This window comes from Sphingosinicella sp. SM1-17 (assembly GCF_056821765.1).
The window spans coordinates 1,061,706-1,084,634 of record NZ_JBPDIO010000001.1 but is presented as its reverse complement, the minus strand read 5'-3'; the positions used below and the strand labels follow the sequence as shown (position 1 = coordinate 1,084,634).

Below are 22,929 nucleotides of genomic sequence, written 5' to 3'. Positions count from 1 at the left end.
GCCCTGTTCACGGGGAGGGGATTCCTTCATGGCCGACGCAGGGACGATAAGGAAGCCGATGGCCGGCACATTGACCCGCGCGGACCTCGCCGACATCGTTCATCGCGAGATCGGGCTGTCGCGCGCCGACTCCGCAGGCATTGTCGAGCGGATCCTCCACCATATGTGCCATGCGCTCGCCGAAGGCGAGAATGTGAAGATCTCCGGGTTCGGCAGCTTCATCCTGCGCGACAAGGGCGAGCGGATCGGGCGCAATCCGAAGACCGGCGTGGAAGTCCCAATCGCTCCTCGGCGCGTGCTCACCTTCCGCGCGAGCCAGATCATGCGCGAGCGGATCGCTCGCGGCGTCTGATCGCCGGATGGGCCCGAGCGGCAAGAGCGATCGAGCCTTCCGGACCATAGGCGAACTTGCCCAGGAACTTGGCGTCCCGCAGCATATTCTGCGCTACTGGGAAACGCGCTTTCCGCAGCTCCGGCCGCTGCAGCGGGCCGGTAATCGACGCTATTACAGGCCGGAGGATGTCGCCCTTGCCCGGCGAATCCATCGCCTGCTGAATCAGGACGGCTATACGATCCGAGGCGTTCAGCAGCTTCTGGCCAAAGGCGGAGCCGCGCCGGATCCGGAGCCTGCCTCGCCTGAGCCGGCGAGCACGGATGGCGATTTTCCCGCGGAAGCCCTCCGCGCCCTGCGGCGGACTCTTGCCGAAGCGCTCCAGGAAAGTGACGTTTGAAGCTTCAGCCCGCGTTGGTGCTCAATGGCTGTCCTCGTCCGGTCCGAGATCCGGATCGAGGTCGCGTGGTCGGATGAACCGATTGAGCCGGCCGCTTCCCGCCGCCACATCCCGCCAATGATCGACAGGGAAGGCGATCTCCGCAATCGTCGCCGTTGGATATTTGACGGCCAGCTCTCCCCGAAGCCCGTCCGAATCCTCCTGAGTGAGAAGCATCGCCAGCGATTCGAGGCCAGGATTGTGACCGACGATCAATAGCCGGTCGGCGCCATCGTCGGCCTCCTGGACGATCTCCAGCAGGGTCGTCACGGACGCGAGATAGACCCGTTGATCATATTCCGGCTCGATGGAACTTCCATAGCCTTCCGATACGTCGGCGAGGGTTTCGACCACCCGGGCGGCGGGCGACGCGATGATGCTGTCGAACTCCATTCCCCGGCTGCGCATCTCCCGGCCGATGGTCCGCGCCGCCTTGCGGCCGCGCTTGTTGAGCGGCCGGTCGAAGTCGCGAGCAACCGGGTCGTCCCAGCTCGACTTGGCATGCCTCAGCAGGATCAACGTCTTCATGCCGCCCCTTCGGTCAGCATCTTAGCCTCGTTCTGTGACAGGCCTATTCTTACCCTTTCGATCGCTTCCGCAAGAGGAACACGCGAAATTCGCACCCCGGGAGGAAAAGCGGTGAGCAGGCGTGACGGCGTCGCTCCCGAAAGAAGCACGAACAAGCCCCGATCCTGCTGTCGCCGGATGAGCCGGCCGAACGCCTGGGCGAGCCTCGCCCGAACCACCTGATCGTCATAGGCGGAGCCGCCTCCGGCCGTCCGCCGAGCCGCATGAAGCACGGTCGGCCGCGGCCAGGGAACGCCCTCCATCACGACCAGACGAAGCGATTCTCCCGGAACGTCGACCCCGTCGCGAAGGGCATCGGTGCCCAGCAACGATGCCCTGGGGTCGTCACGGAAAATGTCGACAATGGTTCCGGTGTCAATCGGATCGACATGCTGGGCGTAGAGTGGAAGCCCGGCACGAGCGAGCCGGTCCGCGATCCGGGCGTGGACGGCCCTGAGCCGTTGGATGGCCGTGAACAGGCCGAGCGTACCGCCGCCCGCCGCTTCGATCAGCCGGGCATAGGCTCCGGCGAGCGCGGCGGCATCGCCCTTCTTCACATCGGTGACCACCAGCACCTCGCTTCTCGCCATATAGTCGAACGGGCTCGCGGCTTCGAAACGTGCCACCGGACCGCCCAGGTGACAGGCTCCGGTCCGGCCCTCGGCGGCCGTCCAGTCGCCACTGCCGCGCAGGGTGGCGGAGGTGACCAGAACGCCGTGGGCCGGCTTCAGAACCGAGTCGGCGAGCGGCCGGGTCGGATCGAGCCAGTGCCGGTGAAGCCCGACATCGAATTCTCGCCCTTCGACCCGATCGATCGCGATCCAGTCGACGAAGTCGGGATCGGCCGGCCCCCCGATCCTTGCCGCGAGCCCGATCCAGGCGGAAAGTGTCTGGGTACGCCAGCTCAGGCCGCCAATCGCTCCCTCCACCCGGGCCCGCGCCTGGGCGTCGAGCCAGTCCGGCGCATCTTCCAGCACCGCTTCGAGTCTCTTGCCGAGCGCCACCAGCGGCCGGAGAAGCCCTTCCAGAGCCTCCACTGCGGGCGCGGCCGCCTCGACCAGGGCAGCATCCGGTTCGGCGAGTTCCGTTTCCAGACCATAGCCGGCGTCCTGCGCGGTTGCCCGGGCATAGACGGTGCCGCGCACGGCCGAGAGCAGCTTCTCGATCGGGCCGAACGGAGCGCCCTCGGCAAGGCGCTGCAGCCAGCCCTCCGACGGCAGAGCCCCCGCCATCTGAACGGCCGTCTCCAGCGCCATTCCGCCCGCTTCGTCATAGGAGGCGACGTCCATCAGCCGGGCCGCGAGCCCTCGCCGTCGGCCCCGCGACTTGCCTTCGGGACCGACGATCCAGCGCCTGAGCTCGATCGTTTCCTGGCCGGTCAGAGCCGCCGCAAAGGTCGAATCCGCGGCATCGAACAGATGATGACCTTCATCGAAGACGATTCGAGTCGGCGCCTGCCCGCTCTCCCGTCCGCGGGCGGCGTTCACCATCACCAAAGCGTGGTTGGCGATGACCAGGTCAGCGCTGCTGCTGGCCCGAGCGGCACGTTCGATGAAGCAGCGGCGATAATGGGGGCAGCCGGCATAGACGCATTCTCCTCGGCGATCGGTCAGCGCTGTTGCTCCGGCGCGTCGGAACAGGGAGGTCAGCCAGCCGGGGAGGTCGCCCCCGACCATGTCGCCATCCCGGGTGTAAGCCGCCCATCTCGCCACCAGCTGGGCCAGGATCGCGGCGCGCCCGGAAAAGCCCCCCTGAAGCGCATCCTCCAGGTTGAGCAGACAAAGATAGTTCTCGCGCCCCTTACGGATCACCACCTTCCGCTTCCGCTCCTCGGGATCGGGAAAGACCCGGCGTGTCTCACGGTCGAGCTGGCGCTGGAGCGCCTTGGTGTAGGTCGATACCCACACAGTCCCCTCGGCCTGACCGGCCCAGGCGGAAGCGGGAGCGAGGTAGCCGAGCGTCTTGCCGATCCCGGTTCCGGCCTCGGCGAGCAAGACGTTCGGCTGCCCCTCCTGTTTTCGGGGGGCAAAAACCTGCGACGCGGCGGCGGCATAATCTCGCTGCCCTTGGCGCAGTTCGGCGCCTTCGCCGGTCAGTTCGGCAAGCCTGCCGATCGCCGCCTCCGGCGCCAGGCGAACCGACTTCGCCGGTGATCGGCCGCCGCTCTCCTCCCATTCCGGCAGCCGGCTGAACAGCCAGCGCTCCTCGCGAACGGGGCGGGCCAGCCGTTCCGTCACGGCCGTACCCCAGGGCCAGCGCAGGCGGGACAGCGCCTGGGCGGATGCCCAGGCCCCTTCCCGCTCCTCCCAGTCTCCACCCAGGGTTTGCAGAAGTCGGAGCGCGGCAGCTCGCAGGAAAGCGGCGGCCTCGCCCTCGCCTCCGGGCGGCGCCAGTCCGAGTGCGTCGGCCATCCCCTTGGGCGTCGGCACGGCAAAGCGCGCCGGATGGACGAAAGCGAACAGTTCCAGCAGATCCAGACCGGAAAGATCGGGATAGCCGAGCCGATTGCCGACCAGCGGCGCGTTCAGCATGATCATCGGCGTCTCGGCCGCTCGAGCGATCGCCTGTCCTCGTCCGACCGCCTCCACACCACCATCCGGGTAAGCGATCCATATTCCGGCATGGGTCGCGTGGAGTGCGGGATAGGGGAAAGCCGAGCTCACTCGGCAGCCATGGCCGACATGGAACGAAACGGCAACCGCATGGCGGGCGAACCTTTGTCGAGCCAGGGCCGGCTTTGGTCGAAACCTCCGCCGCGATTTCGATCACGATTGTAGTCGGTCCGCGCAAGGAGAGCGAATGATGAGAATGTCTGTGCTGATCATGGCTTCGATCGTCTGGGTCGCTTCGCCTGCGGCGGCTGCCCGCCCGGAAGATCGCGCCATCAACGCCGTTTATCAGCGGCTGGCGGAGGCCCGGGCTGCGGGCAGTGTCCCCGGCATGACGGCCGCCTTTGCCGCCGAAGGCCTGCTTGTAGATGCCCGGCCCGGCCCGCCGGTGTCGGGCGCAGAGCTGCCGGCTCGGCTGCGTCCGATGGCCGAGCGGCTCAGGACCGAGAATGCGAGTATCGACACGGCGTATCGAATCGAGCGCCGGTCGATCATCGGCGAGATCGCCTTGGACGCGGGCTACATGCGCCAGACGATCCGCCGGCCTGACGGACAGTCGATAACCCGCCATGCGCGTTTCCTGGTGACTCTGCAGCGCGGGTCCGATGGCTCCTGGCGGATTATCGGTGATGCCAGCATGCCGGCCGAGGAATCGGCCTGGACGGCGCTCCGCCCGGTGGAAGGGCTGCACTTCGACGGTTGATCGCCGCTTTGGCGCTTGCGCGCGAGCGGGCGAGACCGCAATGACGCGGGCATGCTGATCCCTCCTGAGCTTCGCGAAGCCGCAATGGTCTCAAAGGCCTGGCCCTACGAAGAAGCCCGCAAGCTGCTCAAGCGCTACCCCGATGGCCCCGGCGACAAGCCGATCCTGTTCGAGACTGGCTATGGACCGTCGGGCCTTCCTCACCTCGGCACTTTCCAGGAGGTGGCCCGGACGTTGATGGTCCGGCATGCGCTCCAGGAAATGGCGGGCTGGCCGAGCCGTCTCGTCGCCTTTTCGGACGACATGGACGGGATGCGCAAGGTGCCGCCCAATGTTCCGCACCAGGACATGATGCATTCGCATCTCGACCAGCCCCTTTCCGTGGTGCCGGACCCTTTCGGATGCGGTCATGACAGCTATGCCGCCCATAATAACCAGCTGCTCCGGCAGTTCCTCGACCGGTTCGGCTTCGACTATGAGTTCCTCGCCTCGAGCGACTGCTACCGGTCCGGCCGCTTCGACGAAGCGCTGAGGCAGGTGCTTCGCCGATATGACGAGATCATGGGCGTGATGCTGCCTACGCTTCGGGAGGAGCGTCGCCAAACCTATTCGCCGGTGCTCCCGATCAGCCCGGCGAGCGGCAAGGTGCTTCAGGTGCCGGTCGAGGTGCTGGACGCCGAAACGGGCATGATTCGTTATGTCGATCCTGCGACTCATCAGGCGGTGGAGCAGTCGATCCTGTCCGGCGGCGCAAAACTGCAATGGAAGGTCGACTGGGCGATGCGCTGGGTGGCGCTCGGCGTCGACTACGAGATGTCGGGCAAGGACCTGATCGACAGCGTCACTCAGAGCAGCAAGATCGCCCGGATCCTCGGCGCCCGACCGCCGGAAGGCTTCACCTACGAGATGTTCCTCGACGAAAATGGCGAGAAGATCTCGAAGACCAAGGGCAATGGGGTCACGATCGACGAGTGGCTGACCTATGCGCCGGAGGAGAGCCTCGCCTTCTATCTCTATCGTGATCCGAAGAAGGCCAAGCAGCTCAGCTTTTCGGTCATTCCCAAGGCGGTGGACGAATATTTTCAGTTCCTCGCCGCCTATCCCGAGCAGCCGCTGGACAAGAAGCTCGGCAATCCCGTGCACCATGTTCATGCCGGCCAGGTGCCGCCCGCGCGAATGCCGATCAGCTTCGCGCTTCTCCTGAACCTCGTCGCCGTCGCCTCGACCGACGACAAGGAATTGCTGTGGGGCTTCGTCAGGCGCTACTGCCCGGAAGCGTCGCCGAAGAGCCATCCCGAGCTCGATCGGCTGCTGGATTTCGCGCTCGCCTATTTCCGTGACTTCATCGCGGATTCGCTTCGCCATCGCCCACCGACGGCGATCGAGGCGGCGGCTCTTCGCGATCTCGACTCCCGTCTTGCCGAACTACCCGAGGAGGCCGATTCCGAGACGATCCAGAACGAGGTCTACGAAATCGGAAAGGTGCACGAGTTCGAGAATCTGCGCGACTGGTTCGGGGCGCTGTACGAGACCTTGCTCGGCACCAGCCAAGGGCCGCGAATGGGCAGCTTCATCGCACTCTACGGGATCGCAAACAGCCGCAAGCTCATCGCCCAGGCATTGGAGTCCGTCTGAGCTAGCGCGCCAGCTCGCGGCGCTGCGAAGGATCGACGCCGGCGCGGCGCAACGCCTCGTCGAGCGCCTGGTCGGCCGAGATCGCGACATGAGGGGATACGCCGACGCCTTCCCAGCCCTGGCCATTGTCGGGATCGAAGGTCCGGCCGACCGGAATGAAGGCGGAGTAGCCGCTGCCCAGGGAAGCCGGCCCGCCATAATGGCCCGCGCCTGCCGTCGTCTCCCCGATCAGTGTGGCCCGGCCGGTGCGCTTCAGGGCAAGGGCAAAATGCTCGGCGGCGGACGCGCTTCGGTGGGAGGTCAGGACAAAGACCTGTGCCCGACGCAAGGGCGAAGCTTCCTCGCGAGGTACCGCGAAATGCATGCGTCGGACCACTCCGGCCGGTCCGGTCGCCGGTCGGAGCGTCGGTCCGTTCGGAACCGGATCGCCTTGACGCCTAACCACTGCCTCGCGCGTGTCCATTCCGACCAGGACCGTTTGCTCGGCAAAGATCCAGGGAAAGATCGCATCCATCTCCGCAAGTCCCCCGCCCCGGTGGTTGCGGATGTCGAAGACGAGCGTTCGCGCGTCCCGATGATCGCGCAGGAAGCGCTCGATCCGCCCGACCACTTCGGGCGTTCCGGGAAAAAGGCCGAGATCGATATAGGCGACTCCGTCCGCGATCCATCCCGAGCGGCCGATCGCCGGTGAAGGATCAGGAGCCCGCATTGCCCGCCGGGGCCCCGGGCCGGACAGCGAAGCCGAGCTCGAGCCGAGGCGAAGGTGCCGGTCGGGATGGATCGCCTGAAGATCGGCTTCGATCGTTTCCGCGAAGCGCTCGCCCAGGTTCCGATAGCCGCCCGCGGCGGCCTTGCTTCTGAGGGCTTCGGCATAGCGGCGGCCGACCTCCGGGAAGACGAAATTGTCCTCGAGCGCCTTGGCCAAGCGCTCCACCACGGCGGCCCGGTCCGCTTCGCTGTCTGAGACCAAGGGACCAGTCGGGGGCTCGACCTGCCCAACCGCCGGCACTTGCGCGATCGCCGCTCCTGCGACGGCCGCGAGAGCCGCCATCAGGGCGATGAAAGGCTTTGGCACAGCCTCAGCTCCGCCGCGCCGCGATCCAGTTGTCGATCTTCTGTTCGAGAACGGTGAGCGGCAACGCTCCGCTCATCAGCACCTGGGCGTGGAAGTCCTTGAGGTCGAAGCGGGAGCCAAGCTCGCGCTCGGCACGGGCCCTCAGTTCGAGAATTTTCAGCTGGCCGATCTTGTAGGCCAACGCCTGGCCTGGGATGGCGATGTAGCGCTCGACCTCGGCGGTGACTTCCGTTTCGCTCATTCCGCTATTGTCGAGCATGTACCGGATCGCTTGTTCACGGGTCCAGCCCTTGGCATGGATGCCGGTATCGACGACGAGGCGCATGGCTCTCAGCATCTCGTCATTCAGTCCGCCGAACCGCTGATAGGGATCCGTTTCCATGCCGAGTTCATCCCACAGAGTCTCGGCGTAGAGAGCCCAGCCTTCGACAAAGGCGGTGTTGCCGCCGAAGCGCATGAAGCTGGGCAGAGCCTCATTTTCGCTGGCCAGCATGATCTGGAAATGATGGCCGGGTGCGCCCTCGTGGAGATAGAGGGTCTCCATGCCGTAAGTCCGCCGCGAGGGCAGATCATAGGCATTGTAGTAGAATATGCCGGGGCGGGACCCATCCGGAGTCCCGTCCTGATAGGAGCCGCCGGCCGCATTGCGCTCGCGAAAGGCCTCGACCTCCCGTATCTCGAGCCGCGAGCGCGGCATGGTCGAGAAAAATTGGCCGATGCGCGATTCGACGGTTCGGCCGATCTCGTAATAGCGGTTGCGCATCCATTCGCGGCTCGGCGGCTCGAACTGAGGATCGGTACGCAGATGTTCGAAGAACTGGGCGAGCGTTCCCCGGAACCCGACCCGCTCCTTGATCGCCTCCATCTCGGCACGAATGCGAGCGACCTCGCTCAGGCCGAGATCGTGGACATGGTCCGCGCTTAGCGGCAGAGTCGTATTTTCCTGGATCAGCCGCTGGTAGAGCAGCTCGCCGCCCCGCATGTGAACCAGGCCAACTCCATCGCGGGCGCGTGGCAGATATTCGTTCTGGAGAAAGTCTCGAAGTCGACGGTAAGCGGGATAGATGCCCTCCCGGATGATCTCGAGATGCGCCTGCCTCAGGCGCGCTCTTTCCGATTCGGGAACCGCATCCGGGAAGTTCTGGACGGGCCCGAAATAGGGGGATTCTTCGGGAGCAACGGCGAGTTGGGTGTCAAGCTGGCCGATGACGTTCCGGATGGTGAGCTTGGTGTCGACCACCCCTGAATCCAGGCCCTGGCGGAAGCGGTCGATCACCCGGTCGAACGCCTGAACGAACTGGCGGTGCCGCTTCAGATTATTCTCGTAATCCTCGACGTTGCGGAACGGAGCGACGTTCCGCCCGGAAGCGAACACCGGATAGAAGGTGTGGAAGCCGGTGAAATGGTTGAGCGGCCGGACGACGGTGAGCGCCAGATAATCCGGACGGACGTCCAGAAGATCGTCCTCGCGCTGATATTTGAAAACGTCATAGGCCAGGCGATCGGTCTCGCTCAGCGCTTCGCGATCGATACTGGCGAGCACCGCCAGATCCTGCTCGGCGGCGGCGCGCTCCTCTGCGAAATACTCGTCGCTCAAGAAATCGCCGAGCCGATCGGCGTAGCGGAAGTCGCCGCGAAACATGGCGGAAACCGGATTGCGGCGCAGGCTCGCCTCGTCGCTTTCCCGGAAAAGGCGATGAAGTCGATCATGGGGACTTTCGGCGGCGGCTTGGGGCGCCGCTGCGGCGGCGGGTTGCGACGAGCGAGCTTCACTGGTCGCGCAGGCACTCAGGATGATCAAGGATGCGGCGGCAAGAAAGGCGGCGTGGCGTCTCATATCGACTGGCTCCCCCAAGGCTCGGTGTGGCACCGACATAAAACAGCAGGGAGGCTGACCGCAATCGATTTCGGTTGACCGCCCGTCAGTAGGTGGGGGCGTCGGAATAGCGCCAAGGGCGCTCACGATACCATTTGGTGATGATGTATTTCACGCCCTGTTCCACCGGCATCCCCTGATGGATCGAGAAAGGGTTGGGCTGCCCGGCCGCGTCGAGATTGTTCCAGGCGAGCAGATTTCCCGCTCTCGGCGCCACCTTCACGTTGGCCTGGGGGAAGTAGGTGTGTCCACCCGATTCGGGAGCATTCAGGAAGATCATGACCGTCCAGGTGCGCTGCCCGCCGGTGCGTTCCATCTCCGGCCAGTAAGGCTGGTCCGTATAGAAGAAATCATGATGCGCCTTGAACTGCTGGCCGACGGCATAACGCTGCCCCTGAACCGTCTCGCCATGCTCAGGATTGATCCCCATCAGGTCGGTGATCTTCTGCTCCACCTGGCGAACGATCGGGTGGAGGGGGCTGAGATTGCAGCTCTCGCTGGTTCGAAACTCCGGGTCCTCGCTCGGTGCAAGCAGCTGCGACGGGATGCGTTCCGAATCGATCAGCTTGATCACGGCGGAGCATTCCGCCGCGGTGAGGAAGTCCCGAGCAACGAAGATTTGCAGATCGTTGGATGGGATCTTGAACACGGTGGGATTTCGAACGAGGCGGTCCGCAACCCAGCTCCCGATCGCGATCTTGTAGTCGACGCTCTGCTGCATGTCCTGCTCCGGCTTCCGCCGCCCCTAGAGCAGTCTTTCCGGAACGAAAAGCCCGGGATCGGCGGGTCCGCCCAGGATCGGCGGGTCGGATCGTCCGCCGGACGATCCTGAACCTGCGGCGCAGATTCAACCCGCTGATCCCTTGCGTGGCTCCGGGCCTTTGCGGCCACGAGCGGAAGACGGCCTTACCAGAAGAAGTCGTAGATTACGTCGATGACTTCGCCGCTATAGGTGTCCACAAGCAGCACGTCGTTATAGTAGCGGATCCACCGGGCGCCCGGAGGAGCCGACGGAAGCCGGTAATAATAGGGATCGTTGATCCAGTAACGCTGGCTGTAGAAGAGCGGCTGAAGGCTCAGGCCGATCGAGAAGCGCCGGTAGCCCCAATTCCGATAGGGAGAATAATAAGGCGGCAGCCGGTAATAGTTTCGATTGCGATAGCGCCAGCTGTTCCAGTCATAGCGCCGATCGTAGCGCCAGTCGCGGCTCCAATCGCGACGCCAGTCCCGCCGATCCCGCCGGCGATCGCCGCGCCAGTCGCGGTCGCGGTCCCGCCGCCACTCGCGCCCATCTCTGTCCCGGTCGCGTCGCCAGTCGCGACGATCGTCCCAGTCCTCTCGCCCGGCTTCCCGATTCGCCTGCCGCTGCTCGCGAACCACCTGGCGATACTGCCGTTCGGATCCGTGGCGGGCGGCATTCTCGCGCGCCAGCCGGTCATAGCGTTCCTGATGCTCGCGCATCCGGCGATCGCTGCGCGACCCGCCCCATCCCGGGGCCTGAGCCTGTGCCGCTGGCCGCTGAGGATGAGCCTGCTCGACCGCCTGCCGCTGCTGCCGGGCTTCCTGGCGAGCCTGGCGCCGCTCCGAGCGCTGCTGATTGCGCTGCTCCAGTCGCTGATAGCGTTCGAGGACTCGGCTATCGCGGTTGCTCTCCTGCGCCCGAGCCGCGAACGGAGTCAGCACCGTCGCCGCCAGGACCAATCCAATCAATGCCTTGCGCATTGCTTTACTCCTTCACTGCCCGGCGGCGTCCGACCCCGCCCGATAGGCAAACGGTGCCCTTTCGGCGATGAGCAGAGCCTGAACCGCACCGTAAGGCTTAGGCAAGAATCAAGGCGTCCCGGAGCGGGACGGACGCGGTTGAGCCCGCAGGGCCGGAACGGCTCGCGCCGCATCTTCGGGAGCGATTCCCGGCGGTGGAGCGCCGGCGACGGCCTCCCGCCCCGTCTTGATGCGAACGGCGCGCCGGATCGACTCACGCAGCCGCGGATAGATTCCGCAGCGGCAGATATTGGTGATCGCCGAATCGATCTGAGCATCGGTGGGACTGTCGTTGCGATCGATGAGCGCGGCCGCGGCCATGATCATTCCCGGAATGCAGAAGCCGCATTGCGGCACCATGTCGGCGGCAAAGGCCTGCTGTACCGGATGCGAGCGGTCGCGCGACAGGCCTTCGATGGTCGTGACGAAGCTGCCCTCGATGTCGCCGATCCTGACCCGGCAGCTCCGGACCGCATGGCCGTCGACATGAACGGTACAGGCGCCGCAATCGCCCGTGCCGCAGCCGAACTTCGTGCCGGTAAGGTTGGAGGCGTCGCGAAGCGCCCAAAGAAGGGGCGTATCGGGATCCATGCGGTAGTGGACGGGCTGGCCGTTCACGGTAAAGCGGCTCATGCGGGCTAATAGACACGGGAGCGCGTGGATGGAAAGCGAGCGGATCGCGATCGAGCTGAGCGAGGGCGTCGCGCATGTCGAACTCGCCCGCCCCGACAAGCTCAACGCCATGGATGGCGAGATGTTCGCCGCGATTGGCGACACGTTTCGCCGGCTGGGGCGCGACCCGGCCGTCCGGGCGATCCTGTTGAGCGGCCAAGGCCGGCATTTCACAGCGGGACTCGATCTCGACTATGCCTCGCGTCAGTTCCCGCCCAGCTCCGATCCTGGACGGGCGGCCGAGGCTCGTCTCCGGCACATCGAATGGCTCCAGGACGCGTTCAGCGCCGTCGAGCAGGCGCGCGCGCCGGTGATCGCCGTGGTCCATGGCGGCTGCATCGGCGCCGGAGTGGATCTCGCGGCGGCATGCGATCTTCGGGTCGCGAGCACCGGCGGCTACTTCCAGGTGGCCGAAGTCGACGTTGCGATCACGGCCGACCTTGGCACGCTCCAGCGGCTGGCCCATCTGCTGCCGAACGGGATTCTCCGCGAGCTTACCTATACCGGCCGCAGGATGAGCGCGGAGGAAGCCAGCCGCTACGGCCTCGTCAACCGGCTCGAGTCGGACCGCGACTCGGCTCTCGCCGCCGGATTCGAACTTGCCCGAACGATCGCCGCAAAGTCTCCATTGGCCGTCGCCGGGGCTAAGCGCAGCCTCAACCACAGCCGCGGACGACCTGTCGAGGAAGGACTTCGCGACGTCGCGCTGTGGAACGCCGCCACCCTGGTCAGCGCAGATCTGACCGAAGCCGTCCAGGCGCGCCTCAACAAGACGGAGCCGAAATTCGGGCCGCTGGCGGAATAAATCGTGTAGACATGTCGCCTCGTCTGTCGGGAGGACGGCATGGGGATGCTGAAGCGCTTCAGCCTCGCATTGGCCGCGATATGTTTCGGCGCATCCGCGGCGGCGCAGGATCCGCTCGAAGGCGTCTACATCGTCGAACGGATGGAGACGGCGTCGATGCTGGAGCTGGCGCCGGAGGGGCGGTTCCGCTGGGCCTTCAGCTACGGCGCCGTCGACCTGGTGGCGGAAGGGCGGTGGCGGCGCGACGGCGATTCGGTCGTGCTCGACACGGAACCGCCGGTGACGCCCCCTCGATTCGAGTTCATGGGTTCCGCTCGCGACTCGGGGCCTGATCTGGTCGTTCGGATCGAAACGCAGAATGAGGGCGTCCTTCCCTATCTCGATGTCCTCGGCGAATTTGCGAACGGCGAAACCGACAGGGCCATTTTCGATCCCGACAGGAGAGTCTACCTCCTCCGGTCTGAAGCCCGTCGCCCAATCGTGGCGGTGCGCGCCGGCCTGGGCATGTACGACGTGTGGTCGGAACCCGTGCCGGTGCGGGCGGGCGAGTCTCGGCTGCGCTTCCGCTTTCTCCCCAACGACATCGGCCGTGCGGACTTTCGCGGAACGCGCGCGGTCCTGGCCGGCAATGCCATCCAGCTGAACGTGATGGGCGAGCCACTCCGCTACCGCCGGCTGAACGACGCAGAGGCGGCGGACTATGCCGGAACGTTCGCCGACATCGCTCCGAGTCGGGTTCTTCATCGGCACCGGACGTTTCCGGTCTCGTGCCGGTGAAGATCGACGGCCCACTCGATCTGACGATGGGCGGCCCCCGCCGAACGCTCACCGTCCGATCGACCCTCCGGTGAGCGACGGACGTGAATGGATGGTCAATGTGACGTCAACCTGGATTCCGCGGTCACTCATCAGACCGAGGAACTGCCGCCGTCCGAGCAGTGACGGACGCTTCCGGTGCCGGATTGTTTGACTTTTAACCAATTCACCCCCACATGGCCTCCAGCGAGGCGTCATGCAGCGTGAACAGGCGGGTAGAACCGCCGCGGCTCCGCTCTCGTTATTTCCAAGGCTTTCCCTTTTCACGCGGGTCAGCAGAACCCGCTGCATCGCACGCGCCTTCGGCTGCGTGCGCGGCCGCATTCAAGTGAGTCATTTTCAACATGTCGTTTCAATCGCTCGGGCTTTCGGAGCCCGTCCTCAAAGCGCTCGCGCTCAAGAATTATGCCAGCCCCTCGCCGATCCAGGCACAGTCCATCCCGACCCTTCTGAAGGGCCGCGACCTGCTCGGGATCGCGCAGACCGGTACCGGCAAGACGGCGGCCTTCATGCTTCCCTCGATCGACCGGCTCGCGGCAGCCAAGCGCGTTCCGCGCCCGCAGACCTGCCGGATGCTGGTGCTCGCGCCGACTCGCGAGCTGGCCAGCCAGATCGCCGAAAGTGCCCAGGCCTATAGCCGCTTCGCTCGGCTGTCGGTGACGACCGCCTTTGGCGGCGTTCCGATCGGCAAGCAGAAGCGGGCCTTGGAGCGGGGGGTCGACGTTCTCGTCGCCACGCCCGGCCGTCTCATCGACCTTGTCGAGCAGAACTGCCTCAGCTTGCGCGAGGTGGAAATCCTCGTTCTCGACGAAGCCGACCAGATGCTCGACCTCGGATTCATCCATTCGCTCAAGCAGATCGTGAAGCTGGTTCCGGCCAAGCGCCAGACCCTGTTCTTCTCGGCGACCATGCCCAAGACGATCCGGGAGCTGGCCGACCGCTTCCTGAGCGATCCGGCCGAAGTCCGAGTAGCGCCGGCCTCCACCACCGCCGAGCGAGTCGAGCAGTTCGTGAGCTTTGTCGGCCAGGCGGAGAAGCAGGCATTGCTGACCATGATGCTTCGGGTCGGCTTCGGCGACAAAGGCTCGATGGACCGGGTGCTGATCTTCACCCGTACGAAGCATGGTGCCGACCGGGTGGTGAAGCTGCTTGCCGGCAACGGCATCGCCGCCGCCGCGATCCACGGCAACAAGAGCCAGCCCCAGCGGGAAAAGGCGCTGGCTGCGTTCAAGTCGGGCGACGTTCCGATCCTGATCGCCACGGACATCGCGGCGCGCGGAATCGACGTTTCCGGAGTCAGTCACGTGATCAATTTCGAGCTGCCCAATGTGGCTGAGCAATATGTTCACCGGATCGGCCGCACCGCCCGAGCCGGCGCTGCCGGGGTAGCGATCGCCTTCTGCGCCGAGGACGAACGAACCTACCTGCGCGACATCGAGAAGCTCACGCGCCAGAAGATCGCGGTCGTTCCGCTTCCGGCGAACTTCGTTGCCGAGGCGGAGCGAATCAAGTCGACTCGAGTCGCTCCGCGACAGGAGGAGCGCCAGCCGGCCCGGCACGAGGAGCGACGCCGCCATTGGTCGAAGCCGAAGCGGAACTTCGCTTCCGCAGTGAAGCCGATGGGCGGTGGCCGTCGCCAGGCATCGCGGGGCTGAGGCTTGCCAGCGAAGGGCGGCCCTGCTAACGGGCCGCCCGACGCTGCGGGGAAGTGCTTCGCGGTGAACCAATTTCTTGGTATCAACGTTTAGTTCAGGAGTGGCCGATAATCGGCCGCCTGCAGACTTCAGCCGGTTAGAAAAGGAAGAGTGGCGAGCTTTTATGCAAATCATCGTTCGCGATAACAATGTCGACCAGGCGCTGCGCGCGCTCAAGAAGAAGCTGCAGCGTGAGGGCGTCTACCGCGAGATGAAGCTGCGCCGTCACTATGAGAAGCCGTCGGAGAAGCGCGCCCGCGAGCGTGCCGCGGCGATCCGCCGCGCCCGCAAGCTCGAGCGCAAGCGGGCCGAGCGCGACGGCAGCCGCTAAGGCACAGCTTCAGCTTGGAATCGCAAGCAGGCGGCGATAAGCATCGCCGCCTGTTTCATTTCGGGGGCCAATGATGTCCGTCACCGCCGTGCCGATTCGCCCCGTCCGCAAGGGCTCGGTCCTGAAGCTCTGGATCGGTCTTGCCGCGCTTTCTCTCGCCGGAGCCGGGCTTGCCTGGGTCGGAACCAGCAGCCAGCAGGTGACCACGACCGCAAGCGGCCTGCGCTACCGCGTCCTCGAAGAGGGCACCGGTCCGACCGTGACCCCTGCCGATCTGGTCGCCCTGCGCTACAAGCTGCGCACCGAAGACGGTACGCTGATCCAGGACAGCGACCAGACCGGTCAGCCGTTCGTGACCGGGACCGAAGGCCTGTTTCCAGGGTTTTCCGAGGGTCTTCAGCTGATGCAGGCCGGCGGTCGTTACATGCTGTGGATCCCGCCCGGGCTTCACGTCACCCAACCGATGCCGCCCGGCGCTCCGTTCACGCCCGAAGACACGCTGGTCTTCGAAGTCGAAGTGCTGCAGATCGCGCCGGGAATGGCCGGAATGCAGCAGCTGATGGGTCCTCCGGGAGCTCATGGTGGCTCGCCCGGCGGCGAACCAGGCGCGGCCGAGGGCCTCGAGGGCGGAGAAGCCCCGGCAGCCGGTAACAGCCAATAGACTAAATGGCTGCGGCAGGCTCGTTCGGGGCCACCGCTTCGTCCTTGTCGTCGTAGGACTTCTGCTCGAGCGCGGCTTTGATCATCGCAACGATCGGATCGGCCAAGGCCAGGCCCAGGATCCCGAACAATGCGCCGAAGATGAGCTGCGCGCCGAGTACCAGGGCCGGAGCGAGATCCACCGTCTTGCGGGCCACGTAGGGAACGATCAGATAGCCGTCGACGACCTGGACGATGACATAGACCGCAAGCGCCCAAAGGCCGGTGTCGACGCCCGCGCTGAAGCCGACCAGGACAATCAGCACCCCCGAAAGGATCGCGCCTATATTGGGCAGGAAGGCGAGGATGCCGGTTAGGAGACCGAGCAAGGCGGCCATCGGAACATTGCCGGCCATCAGCAGCAGCCAGGTGCCGATACCCTCGACCGCCATTCCGAGCAGCCGACCGGCCATCAGCCGGCGAAGGGTGAAACCCATCCGGTCGGACGTCCGGTAGAAGCGCTGGCGAGTCGTCAGCGGGAGCATCCAGGCTATGCCGCGTTCGTAGATTCGAGGCTCGACGGCGATGAAAAGGCCGATCACGATGATCATCACCAGACTTGTGATCCCGCCGATGGCGGTGCTGACGGCGGACGTCAGCAGGCCCAGCGACCCCATCAACTGCTCGAGCATCTGCTGAGGTTGAACCGAATCAGCGCCGAGTCCGTAGCTTGCGGCGAGCCGGACCAGATGGTTGATCTGCGAGGTCACGACGTCGCGAAGCAGCGCGGCCTGAGCGGCGAGCTGCACTCCGGCCAGCCAGACCGTTCCGACGATGAAGGCCAGCGCCAGCAAGGTCACGATGAGCAGGCGCCAACCGCGACCGATCGGAAGGATCCTCCCAAGGAGACGCGAGCCGCCATCGAGCATCGAGGCGAAGACGATTCCTCCGAAGATCAGCAGCAAGGGCTGGGCAAGAAAGATGACGGCGAGAATGGCAAGACCGAGGCCGAACCAGACGCTCGCGCGCTTGAGTTCCTGTCGGATTAGCGGGTCGCGAAACTCCGCCGGGCCGGCCGTTTCGACATGAGGGTCAGGCGAAGCGGCGCGCCGGACCGCTGCCGCTCCGGAACTTGCTCGCGACTCCGGATCGCTCATTGCGCCGGAGCATCCCCCTCCCGGCCCTGGCCCGGATGAAGCGACGTGCCGGCGCGACCGCCGCGAAGCGCGGTGAACCAGCTGATCGGATTGATGTAGCTGGAACTGCCGTCGAGGCTGAAGGTGATGAACTCGGCGCGACCGCCGATATTCTCCCACGGCACCGGCCCGCCCAGTCCCTGCTCGGCGGCGCTGGCGCGGCTGTCCGCGCTGTGATCGCGATTGTCGCCCATCAGGAAGACATGGCCCTCCGGCACCTGGATCCGCGGATAGTCGTCGCCCTGCGAGTGGCCGACGTCGATCGTGTCGTAATAGCGCCCGTCCGGAAGATATTCGCGAAAGACGGGCAGCCGGCAATAAGCTTCACCATCGGGTCCGGTCACCCGGAAGTCGCCGTACAGGTCGGGCGTGCAGGGCAGGTTTTCGTCGATCGGCAGCATCACGGGCTCCCGCTCCTCGCGGCGCAGCGCGCGACCGTTGAGGTAGACGCGCCCGTCGATCACTTCGATCGTGTCGCCGGGGAGGCCGATGACGCGCTTGATATAGTCGGCCCTTTGTCCCGGCGGCGTGACGATGACGATGTCGCCGCGGCGCGGCATCTCGCCCCAGACCCGCCCGGGAGTCGGTGGAAAGATGTGAAATGACGGGGAGACCCAGGACCAGCCGTAGGGATATTTGCTGACCACCAGTCGGTCGCCCTTGAGGAGGACCGGCATCATCGATTCGGACGGGATGTAGAAGGGCTTTGCAATGAAGCTGTGGAAGGCGAGCACCGCCAGGATCAGCCAGAAGATGGCCTTGACCTCACCCCACCAGTCGGTTCCCTTCTTCGGCGGCGCCGCGCGGGGCGCGGCTGTCGCCACGGCTTCGCCGCCGCTTGCCGGAGCGGCTTCGTTGAAGGATTCGGCCGCGGTGCTGCGGTCGCTGTCGGTCAAGATCTATTGCTCCTCGGGTATGGCGGTGATGATGACGACCGCCAGCGCAAAGGGGTGATCGTCGGTCATCGTCAGATGAACCTGGGCGGCGTGGCCCGGCGGCGTCAATGCGTCAAGCCTTTCCCGGGCGCCGCCAGTGAGCTCGAGCGTCGGCTCTCCGGAGGGTTTGTTCACCACGCCGATGTCGCGCATGTACACGCCCCGCTTGAACCCCGTCCCGACCGCTTTGGAAAAGGCCTCCTTGGCGGCGAAGCGCTTCGCATAGGTGCCGGCGCGGGTGAACGGCCGTCCTTCCGCCTTCGCGCGCTCGGCTTCGGTGAAGACTCGGGCGACGAATCGCTCGCCGAACCGGTCGAGAGAGTTCTGGATCCGCTCGATGTTGCACAGGTCGGAGCCGAGGCCGATGATCATGAGTCAGAGTCCCGCCACCGGCCGCGGGCGGAGCACACAGGAGTGCCGCGCGTCGACAAGCCGGCGCTCTGACCGCTGCTCACGAGACAAGGAACCCACCTCATCCCCGTGCCTCGTCCATCAGCGCGCGCATCCGCCGGATGCTGGCTTCGAGCCCCGTGAAAATGGCCTCGCCGATCAGGAAATGGCCGATGTTGAGCTCCGCGAGCTGCGGAATGGCGGCGATCGGAGCGACATTGTCGAAGCTCAGTCCGTGGCCGGCATGGGGCTCGATCCCGTTCTTGGCGGCGAGCGCGGCGCAATTGGCGATCCGCTTCAGTTCCTCGGCACGCTCCTCGTCCCCGACATGGGCGAATCGGCCGGTGTGGAACTCGACCACCGGAGCGCCGAGGTGGATTGCGGCCTCGACCTGGGCTGGATCAGGTTCGATGAACAGGCTGACTCGGATATTCGCCGCCCCGAGCCGATCGATGAAGCCGGCAAGCAGGTCGCGCTGGCCGGCGGCGTCGAGGCCGCCTTCCGTCGTTCGCTCCTCGCGCTTCTCCGGCACGATGCAGGCGGCATGGGGGCGATGCCGCAGAGCGATCTCAAGCATCTCCTCCGTTGCCGCCATTTCCAGGTTCAGAGGGATTTCGAGCTGGTCCATCAGCCGGTGGATGTCGGAGTCGGTGATGTGGCGGCGATCCTCGCGCAGATGAGCCGTGATCCCGTCCGCGCCGGCTGCGGCCGCGGCAAAGGCGGCGCGGACGGGATCGGGATGATCGCCGCCCCGCGCGTTCCGGATCGTCGCGACATGGTCGATATTGACGCCGAGGCGGAGTTTCCGGCTCACGCGGCCTTGCGGCTCCCGGGCTTTTCCGCGGGGAGGGCGGCAAGCTCAGGCGGAAGCTGCTCGGCCGGATAGCTAGGGACTCTGAGCTGAACGAGCGGAAAGAAGGGCACCCCCAGATCGGCTTCACCGGCGGATCGATCGACCAGGGCCGCAGCCGCGACCACCTCCCCGCCCGCCGCCCGAACCGACTGCATCGCTTCGCGCGAGGATAGCCCCGTCGTTACCACGTCTTCGACGAGCAGGACCTTCTGACCGGAAGCGAGGGAAAAGCCGCGGCGGAGCTCGAAGGTGCCGGTCGGCCGCTCCAGGAAGATTGCCTCGACCCCGAGAGCCCGACCCATTTCATGGCCGATGATGACCCCGCCCATCGCAGGCGAGACGACGATCTCGATCTGCGATCGAAGGTCGCGCGGCAGCGCCGCCGCGAGCGCCGAGGCCAGGCGCGAGGCACGCATCGGGTCCATCAGCACCCGTGCGCACTGAAGATAGCGGGGGCTGTGAAGGCCCGACGAGAGGATGAAATGGCCCTCCAGCAGAGCGCCGGCGGCGCGGAATTCGGCCAGGACTTCCTCTTCGGTCATCGCATTTCCTGAAAGGATCGGGAGCAGGGCAGGAATAGGGAAGCGCAGCCCTTCCTTCAAGCTTCTGTACCGTAACGCCAACATGCTTGAGAGACACAGGCACGCTGCCTATATAGCGCGCGCTAGGCGCCCCCCGGCGCGCGAATCCAGCCGCTGTCCCAGGCGGTTCACAGGGGATTAGATGAAGACTCTATTCAAGCTCTTCGCCGTTGCTGCCGCCTTCGGCTTGGCGCCGGCCGCCGCCTTGGCTCAAACCGGACCGGCTGCGCCTGCTCCGGACCAGCCCGTCGCGCAGCCCAGCGCTCCGCCGATCGACGCGATCAGCGCCGCTTCGCAGGCCAGCCCGGCCCAGCCGCAGGAGAGCAGCGTGCCGCCGCTCGCGACTGGCGGAGAGCGCCCCAGCGACTCGACCGTCGCGCAGGCGACGACCTTCGCCAGCCCCAGCCGAGCCGAAGTCGGGGTTGGACAGCCCGACGGCCGTGCGGCCCTGCAGGACCAGTTCACGCCGATTGGCGAAGAAGGCGCCTGGTTCCACAATTGGATCCTGATGCCGGCGATCACCGTCATTACCCTGTTCGTCCTGGTGCTGCTTCTCTGGGTCATCATCCGCTATCGTCGGAGCGCCAATCCGAAGCCGTCGCGGACCACCCACAACACCGTGCTCGAGGTCGTCTGGACTCTGGTTCCGGTGCTGATCCTCGTCGTCATCGCCGTGCCGTCGATCCGGCTTCTGTCGAACCAATATTCGCCACCTCAGGCCGACCTCACCATCAAGGTCGTCGGCAACCAGTGGTACTGGACCTACGAATATCCGGATCACGGCATCGAACTGGTGTCCAACATGCTTTCCGACGAGGACGCCCGCGCCCGCGGGGAGCCTCGTCAGCTTGCCGTCGATGAACGGATGGTGGTTCCGGCCGGAGCCACGGTGAAGCTGATCGTCACCTCCAACGACGTCATCCATGCCTGGGGCGTTCCCGCCTTCTGGACCAAGATCGACGCCGTCCCGGGGCGCCTGAACGAGACCTGGTTCCGGACCGATCGCCCCGGCATCTATTACGGCGTCTGCTATGAGCTGTGCGGCGCCCGCCACGGCTACATGCCGATTGCCGTCGAAGTGCTCCCGGCCGACCAGTTCGCCGCCTGGATCGCTTCCAAGGGCGGAACCATGCCGAGCGCTGGTCCGGCGGCGGCCGCAGCGGCGGCTCCGGCTGCGCAGCCGGGCCTTTCGGCCGAGGATCCTACCCAGACGACTCCGGCCCCGACCGGAACCATCGAATCCAACACCGCCGCGCCGGCCTTGCCGCGCGTGAGCACCCAGACCGAGTAAAGGCGGCCGAACCTCATGACCGACACAACCGCTAATGCCGTCCATTTCGAGACCGCCGAGGCTGCGCACGCGCATGACGATGCGGACCACAAGCCGGGCTTCTTCGCCCGCTGGTTCATGTCGACCAACCACAAGGATATCGGCACGCTCTACCTGATCTTCGCGATCATCGCGGGGATCATCGGCGGCGGCATTTCCGGCCTGATGCGCTGGGAGCTGGCGGAGCCGGGAGTCCAGTATCTCGAATCCTGGGCCGGAATGCTCGGCGGAAGCGCAAGCTTCGACGAAGGCCTGCACATGTGGAACGTGCTGATCACGGCCCACGGCCTGATCATGGTCTTCTTCATGGTCATGCCGGCAATGATCGGGGGCTTCGGCAACTGGTTCGTTCCGCTGATGATCGGTGCGCCGGACATGGCGTTCCCGCGCATGAACAACATCTCCTTCTGGCTTCTGCCTCCCGCCTTCATCATGCTGCTCGGTTCGGCCTTCGTGCCCGGCGGCACCGGCAATGGCGCAGGCATCGGCTGGACCGCTTATGCGACGCTTTCGACGACCGGCGCGACCGGTCCCGCCGTCGACATGGCGATCTTCGCTCTCCATCTCGCCGGCGCCAGCTCGATCCTCGGCGCGATCAATTTCATCACCACCATCTTCAACATGCGCGCTCCGGGCATGACGCTCCACAAGATGCCGCTGTTCGTCTGGTCGGTGCTGGTCACCGCCTTCCTTCTGCTGCTCGCGCTTCCGGTGCTCGCCGGAGCGATCACCATGCTGCTCACCGACCGCAATTTCGGGACGCACTTCTTCGATCCGGCCGGTGGCGGCGACCCCGTTCTCTACCAGCACCTGTTCTGGTTCTTCGGCCACCCCGAAGTGTACATCATGATCCTTCCGGGCTTTGGAATGATCAGCCACATCGTCGCGACGTTCAGCCGCAAGCCGGTGTTCGGCTATCTCGGCATGGCCTATGCCATGGTGGCGATCGGCGTCATCGGGTTCGTCGTGTGGGCGCACCACATGTTCACCGTCGGCATGGACGTGAACACCAAGATGTACTTCACGGCTGCGACCATGGTGATCGCGGTGCCGACCGGCATCAAGATCTTCTCCTGGATCGCGACCATGTGGGGCGGTTCGCTGACCTTCCAGACTCCGATGCTCTGGGCGCTCGGCTTCATCTTCATGTTCACCGTCGGCGGAGTCACCGGCGTCGTTCTCGCCAATGCGGGCGTCGACACCTACATGCACGACACCTACTATGTGGTCGCGCACTTCCACTACGTGCTGTCGCTCGGAGCGGTCTTCTCGCTCTTCGCCGGCTGGTACTACTGGTTCGGCAAGATGTTCGGGAAGATGTACAACGAGCTGCTCGGGCAGCTCCATTTCTGGACCTTTTTCGTCGGCGTGAACGTGCTGTTCTTCCCGATGCACTTCCTGGGAATGGACGGCTTCCAGCGCCGCGTGCCGGATTATACGGACGCCTATTCGGGCTGGAACGAGATCGCCACCTACGGCTTCTACGGCGTGATCGCGGGGATGGGCTTCTTCTTCCTCAACATCATCGTCTCGCTGGCTGCGGGCAAGAAGGCTCCTGCCAATCCGTGGGGCGAAGGGGCGACGACGCTCGAATGGACGCTTTCGAGCCCGCCGCCGTTCCACCAGTTCGAGACCCTGCCGAAGGTCGATTGACGGCGCTCGCCGCCGATCGACCCCGGCACCGCCGTCGA

The 22,929-nt window shown here is 65.4% G+C and carries 23 protein-coding genes; 11 read left to right on the top strand and 12 right to left on the bottom strand.

Features of this window, described 5'->3' with window-relative positions; translation table 11 throughout:
* Window positions 1-28 precede the first annotated feature (28 nt).
* Together ACRYLT_RS05500 and ACRYLT_RS05495 are read left to right on the top strand one after the other, a co-directional pair.
* Complete coding sequence (locus ACRYLT_RS05500; protein WP_482663098.1) at window positions 29-352, top strand: integration host factor subunit alpha; 324 nt, start codon at window positions 29-31, stop codon at window positions 350-352.
* Window positions 353-359: 7 nt separating this feature from the next.
* Window positions 360-731, top strand: a complete 372-nt coding sequence (locus ACRYLT_RS05495; RefSeq protein ID WP_482663097.1) for a MerR family transcriptional regulator — start codon at window positions 360-362, stop codon at window positions 729-731.
* Window positions 732-752: 21 nt separating this feature from the next.
* On the opposite strand, the gene ACRYLT_RS05490 is transcribed toward ACRYLT_RS05495, so the two are convergent.
* Window positions 753-1,298, bottom strand: coding sequence for a SixA phosphatase family protein (locus tag ACRYLT_RS05490; protein ID WP_482663096.1), 546 nt, complete (start codon window positions 1,296-1,298; stop codon window positions 753-755).
* Complete coding sequence (locus ACRYLT_RS05485; RefSeq protein ID WP_482663095.1) at window positions 1,295-4,000, bottom strand: ATP-dependent DNA helicase; 2,706 nt, start codon at window positions 3,998-4,000, stop codon at window positions 1,295-1,297. The genes ACRYLT_RS05490 and ACRYLT_RS05485 overlap by 4 nt, the downstream gene beginning before the upstream one ends.
* Before the next feature lie 136 nt (window positions 4,001-4,136).
* On the opposite strand from ACRYLT_RS05485, the gene ACRYLT_RS05480 reads away from it, so the two are divergent.
* Both ACRYLT_RS05480 and ACRYLT_RS05475 read left to right on the top strand, forming a co-directional pair.
* Window positions 4,137-4,649, top strand: a complete 513-nt coding sequence (locus ACRYLT_RS05480; RefSeq protein WP_482663094.1) for a YybH family protein — start codon at window positions 4,137-4,139, stop codon at window positions 4,647-4,649.
* 51 nt (window positions 4,650-4,700) lie between these two features.
* On the top strand, window positions 4,701-6,284 hold the full coding sequence (locus ACRYLT_RS05475) for a lysine--tRNA ligase (protein WP_482663093.1): 1,584 nt from the start codon (window positions 4,701-4,703) through the stop codon (window positions 6,282-6,284).
* 1 nt (window position 6,285) lies between these two features.
* On the opposite strand, the gene ACRYLT_RS05470 is transcribed toward ACRYLT_RS05475, so the two are convergent.
* The 5 genes from ACRYLT_RS05470 to ACRYLT_RS05450 all read right to left on the bottom strand — a co-directional run bounded on the left by ACRYLT_RS05470 (window position 6,286) and on the right by ACRYLT_RS05450 (window position 11,629).
* Window positions 6,286-7,359 carry a S41 family peptidase gene (locus ACRYLT_RS05470; protein WP_482663092.1) on the bottom strand — a complete coding sequence of 358 codons (1,074 nt, stop codon included), beginning with the start codon at window positions 7,357-7,359 and terminating at the stop codon, window positions 6,286-6,288.
* Between the two features lie 4 nt (window positions 7,360-7,363).
* Entirely contained in the window at window positions 7,364-9,196 is a 1,833-nt protein-coding gene (locus tag ACRYLT_RS05465) for a DUF885 domain-containing protein (RefSeq protein ID WP_482663091.1), read from the bottom strand.
* An 85-nt stretch (window positions 9,197-9,281) separates the two neighbouring features.
* The gene (locus ACRYLT_RS05460; protein WP_482663090.1) at window positions 9,282-9,956 is read right to left on the bottom strand and encodes a prolyl hydroxylase family protein; all 675 of its coding nucleotides are present in this window, start codon (window positions 9,954-9,956) and stop codon (window positions 9,282-9,284) included.
* 185 nt (window positions 9,957-10,141) lie between these two features.
* Window positions 10,142-10,957 (bottom strand): RcnB family protein, encoded by an 816-nt coding sequence (locus tag ACRYLT_RS05455; RefSeq protein ID WP_482663089.1) that lies wholly within the window; start codon window positions 10,955-10,957, stop codon window positions 10,142-10,144.
* A gap of 108 nt (window positions 10,958-11,065) precedes the next feature.
* Window positions 11,066-11,629: a (2Fe-2S)-binding protein gene (locus ACRYLT_RS05450; RefSeq protein ID WP_482663088.1), complete on the bottom strand. Its 564-nt coding sequence runs from the start codon at window positions 11,627-11,629 to the stop codon at window positions 11,066-11,068.
* A 28-nt stretch (window positions 11,630-11,657) separates the two neighbouring features.
* Here ACRYLT_RS05450 and ACRYLT_RS05445 point away from each other — a divergent pair, with 28 nt between their 5' ends.
* The 5 genes from ACRYLT_RS05445 to ACRYLT_RS05425 all read left to right on the top strand — a co-directional run bounded on the left by ACRYLT_RS05445 (window position 11,658) and on the right by ACRYLT_RS05425 (window position 15,975).
* On the top strand, window positions 11,658-12,473 hold the full coding sequence (locus tag ACRYLT_RS05445; protein ID WP_482663087.1) for an enoyl-CoA hydratase-related protein: 816 nt from the start codon (window positions 11,658-11,660) through the stop codon (window positions 12,471-12,473).
* A 39-nt stretch (window positions 12,474-12,512) separates the two neighbouring features.
* On the top strand, window positions 12,513-13,250 hold the full coding sequence (locus ACRYLT_RS05440) for a hypothetical protein (protein WP_482663086.1): 738 nt from the start codon (window positions 12,513-12,515) through the stop codon (window positions 13,248-13,250).
* A 383-nt stretch (window positions 13,251-13,633) separates the two neighbouring features.
* Complete coding sequence (locus tag ACRYLT_RS05435; protein WP_482663085.1) at window positions 13,634-14,944, top strand: DEAD/DEAH box helicase; 1,311 nt, start codon at window positions 13,634-13,636, stop codon at window positions 14,942-14,944.
* 163 nt (window positions 14,945-15,107) lie between these two features.
* A complete protein-coding gene (gene rpsU / locus ACRYLT_RS05430; protein WP_482665401.1) occupies window positions 15,108-15,314 on the top strand; it encodes a 30S ribosomal protein S21 in 207 nt (68 codons plus the stop codon).
* Window positions 15,315-15,387: 73 nt separating this feature from the next.
* On the top strand, window positions 15,388-15,975 hold the full coding sequence (locus ACRYLT_RS05425) for an FKBP-type peptidyl-prolyl cis-trans isomerase (protein ID WP_482663084.1): 588 nt from the start codon (window positions 15,388-15,390) through the stop codon (window positions 15,973-15,975).
* A gap of 1 nt (window position 15,976) precedes the next feature.
* On the opposite strand, the gene ACRYLT_RS05420 is transcribed toward ACRYLT_RS05425, so the two are convergent.
* From ACRYLT_RS05420 to pyrE, 5 genes are all read right to left on the bottom strand, one after another.
* Window positions 15,977-17,110, bottom strand: coding sequence for an AI-2E family transporter (locus ACRYLT_RS05420; RefSeq protein WP_482663083.1), 1,134 nt, complete (start codon window positions 17,108-17,110; stop codon window positions 15,977-15,979).
* Window positions 17,107-17,973 carry a signal peptidase I gene (gene lepB, locus ACRYLT_RS05415; protein ID WP_482665400.1) on the bottom strand — a complete coding sequence of 289 codons (867 nt, stop codon included), beginning with the start codon at window positions 17,971-17,973 and terminating at the stop codon, window positions 17,107-17,109. The genes ACRYLT_RS05420 and lepB overlap by 4 nt, the downstream gene beginning before the upstream one ends.
* A gap of 75 nt (window positions 17,974-18,048) precedes the next feature.
* Window positions 18,049-18,456 carry a holo-ACP synthase gene (acpS, locus tag ACRYLT_RS05410; protein WP_482663082.1) on the bottom strand — a complete coding sequence of 136 codons (408 nt, stop codon included), beginning with the start codon at window positions 18,454-18,456 and terminating at the stop codon, window positions 18,049-18,051.
* A gap of 100 nt (window positions 18,457-18,556) precedes the next feature.
* Window positions 18,557-19,288: a pyridoxine 5'-phosphate synthase gene (locus ACRYLT_RS05405; RefSeq protein ID WP_482663081.1), complete on the bottom strand. Its 732-nt coding sequence runs from the start codon at window positions 19,286-19,288 to the stop codon at window positions 18,557-18,559.
* Window positions 19,285-19,869, bottom strand: a complete 585-nt coding sequence (gene pyrE, locus ACRYLT_RS05400; RefSeq protein ID WP_482663080.1) for an orotate phosphoribosyltransferase — start codon at window positions 19,867-19,869, stop codon at window positions 19,285-19,287. The genes ACRYLT_RS05405 and pyrE overlap by 4 nt, the downstream gene beginning before the upstream one ends.
* Window positions 19,870-20,050: 181 nt before the next feature.
* Between pyrE and coxB the strand changes: the two genes are divergently transcribed.
* Entirely contained in the window at window positions 20,051-21,199 is a 1,149-nt protein-coding gene (gene coxB, locus ACRYLT_RS05395; protein ID WP_482663079.1) for a cytochrome c oxidase subunit II, read from the top strand.
* Between the two features lie 15 nt (window positions 21,200-21,214).
* On the top strand, window positions 21,215-22,891 hold the full coding sequence (gene ctaD / locus ACRYLT_RS05390; RefSeq protein ID WP_482663078.1) for a cytochrome c oxidase subunit I: 1,677 nt from the start codon (window positions 21,215-21,217) through the stop codon (window positions 22,889-22,891).
* The last annotated feature ends 38 nt before the right edge of the window (window positions 22,892-22,929 follow it).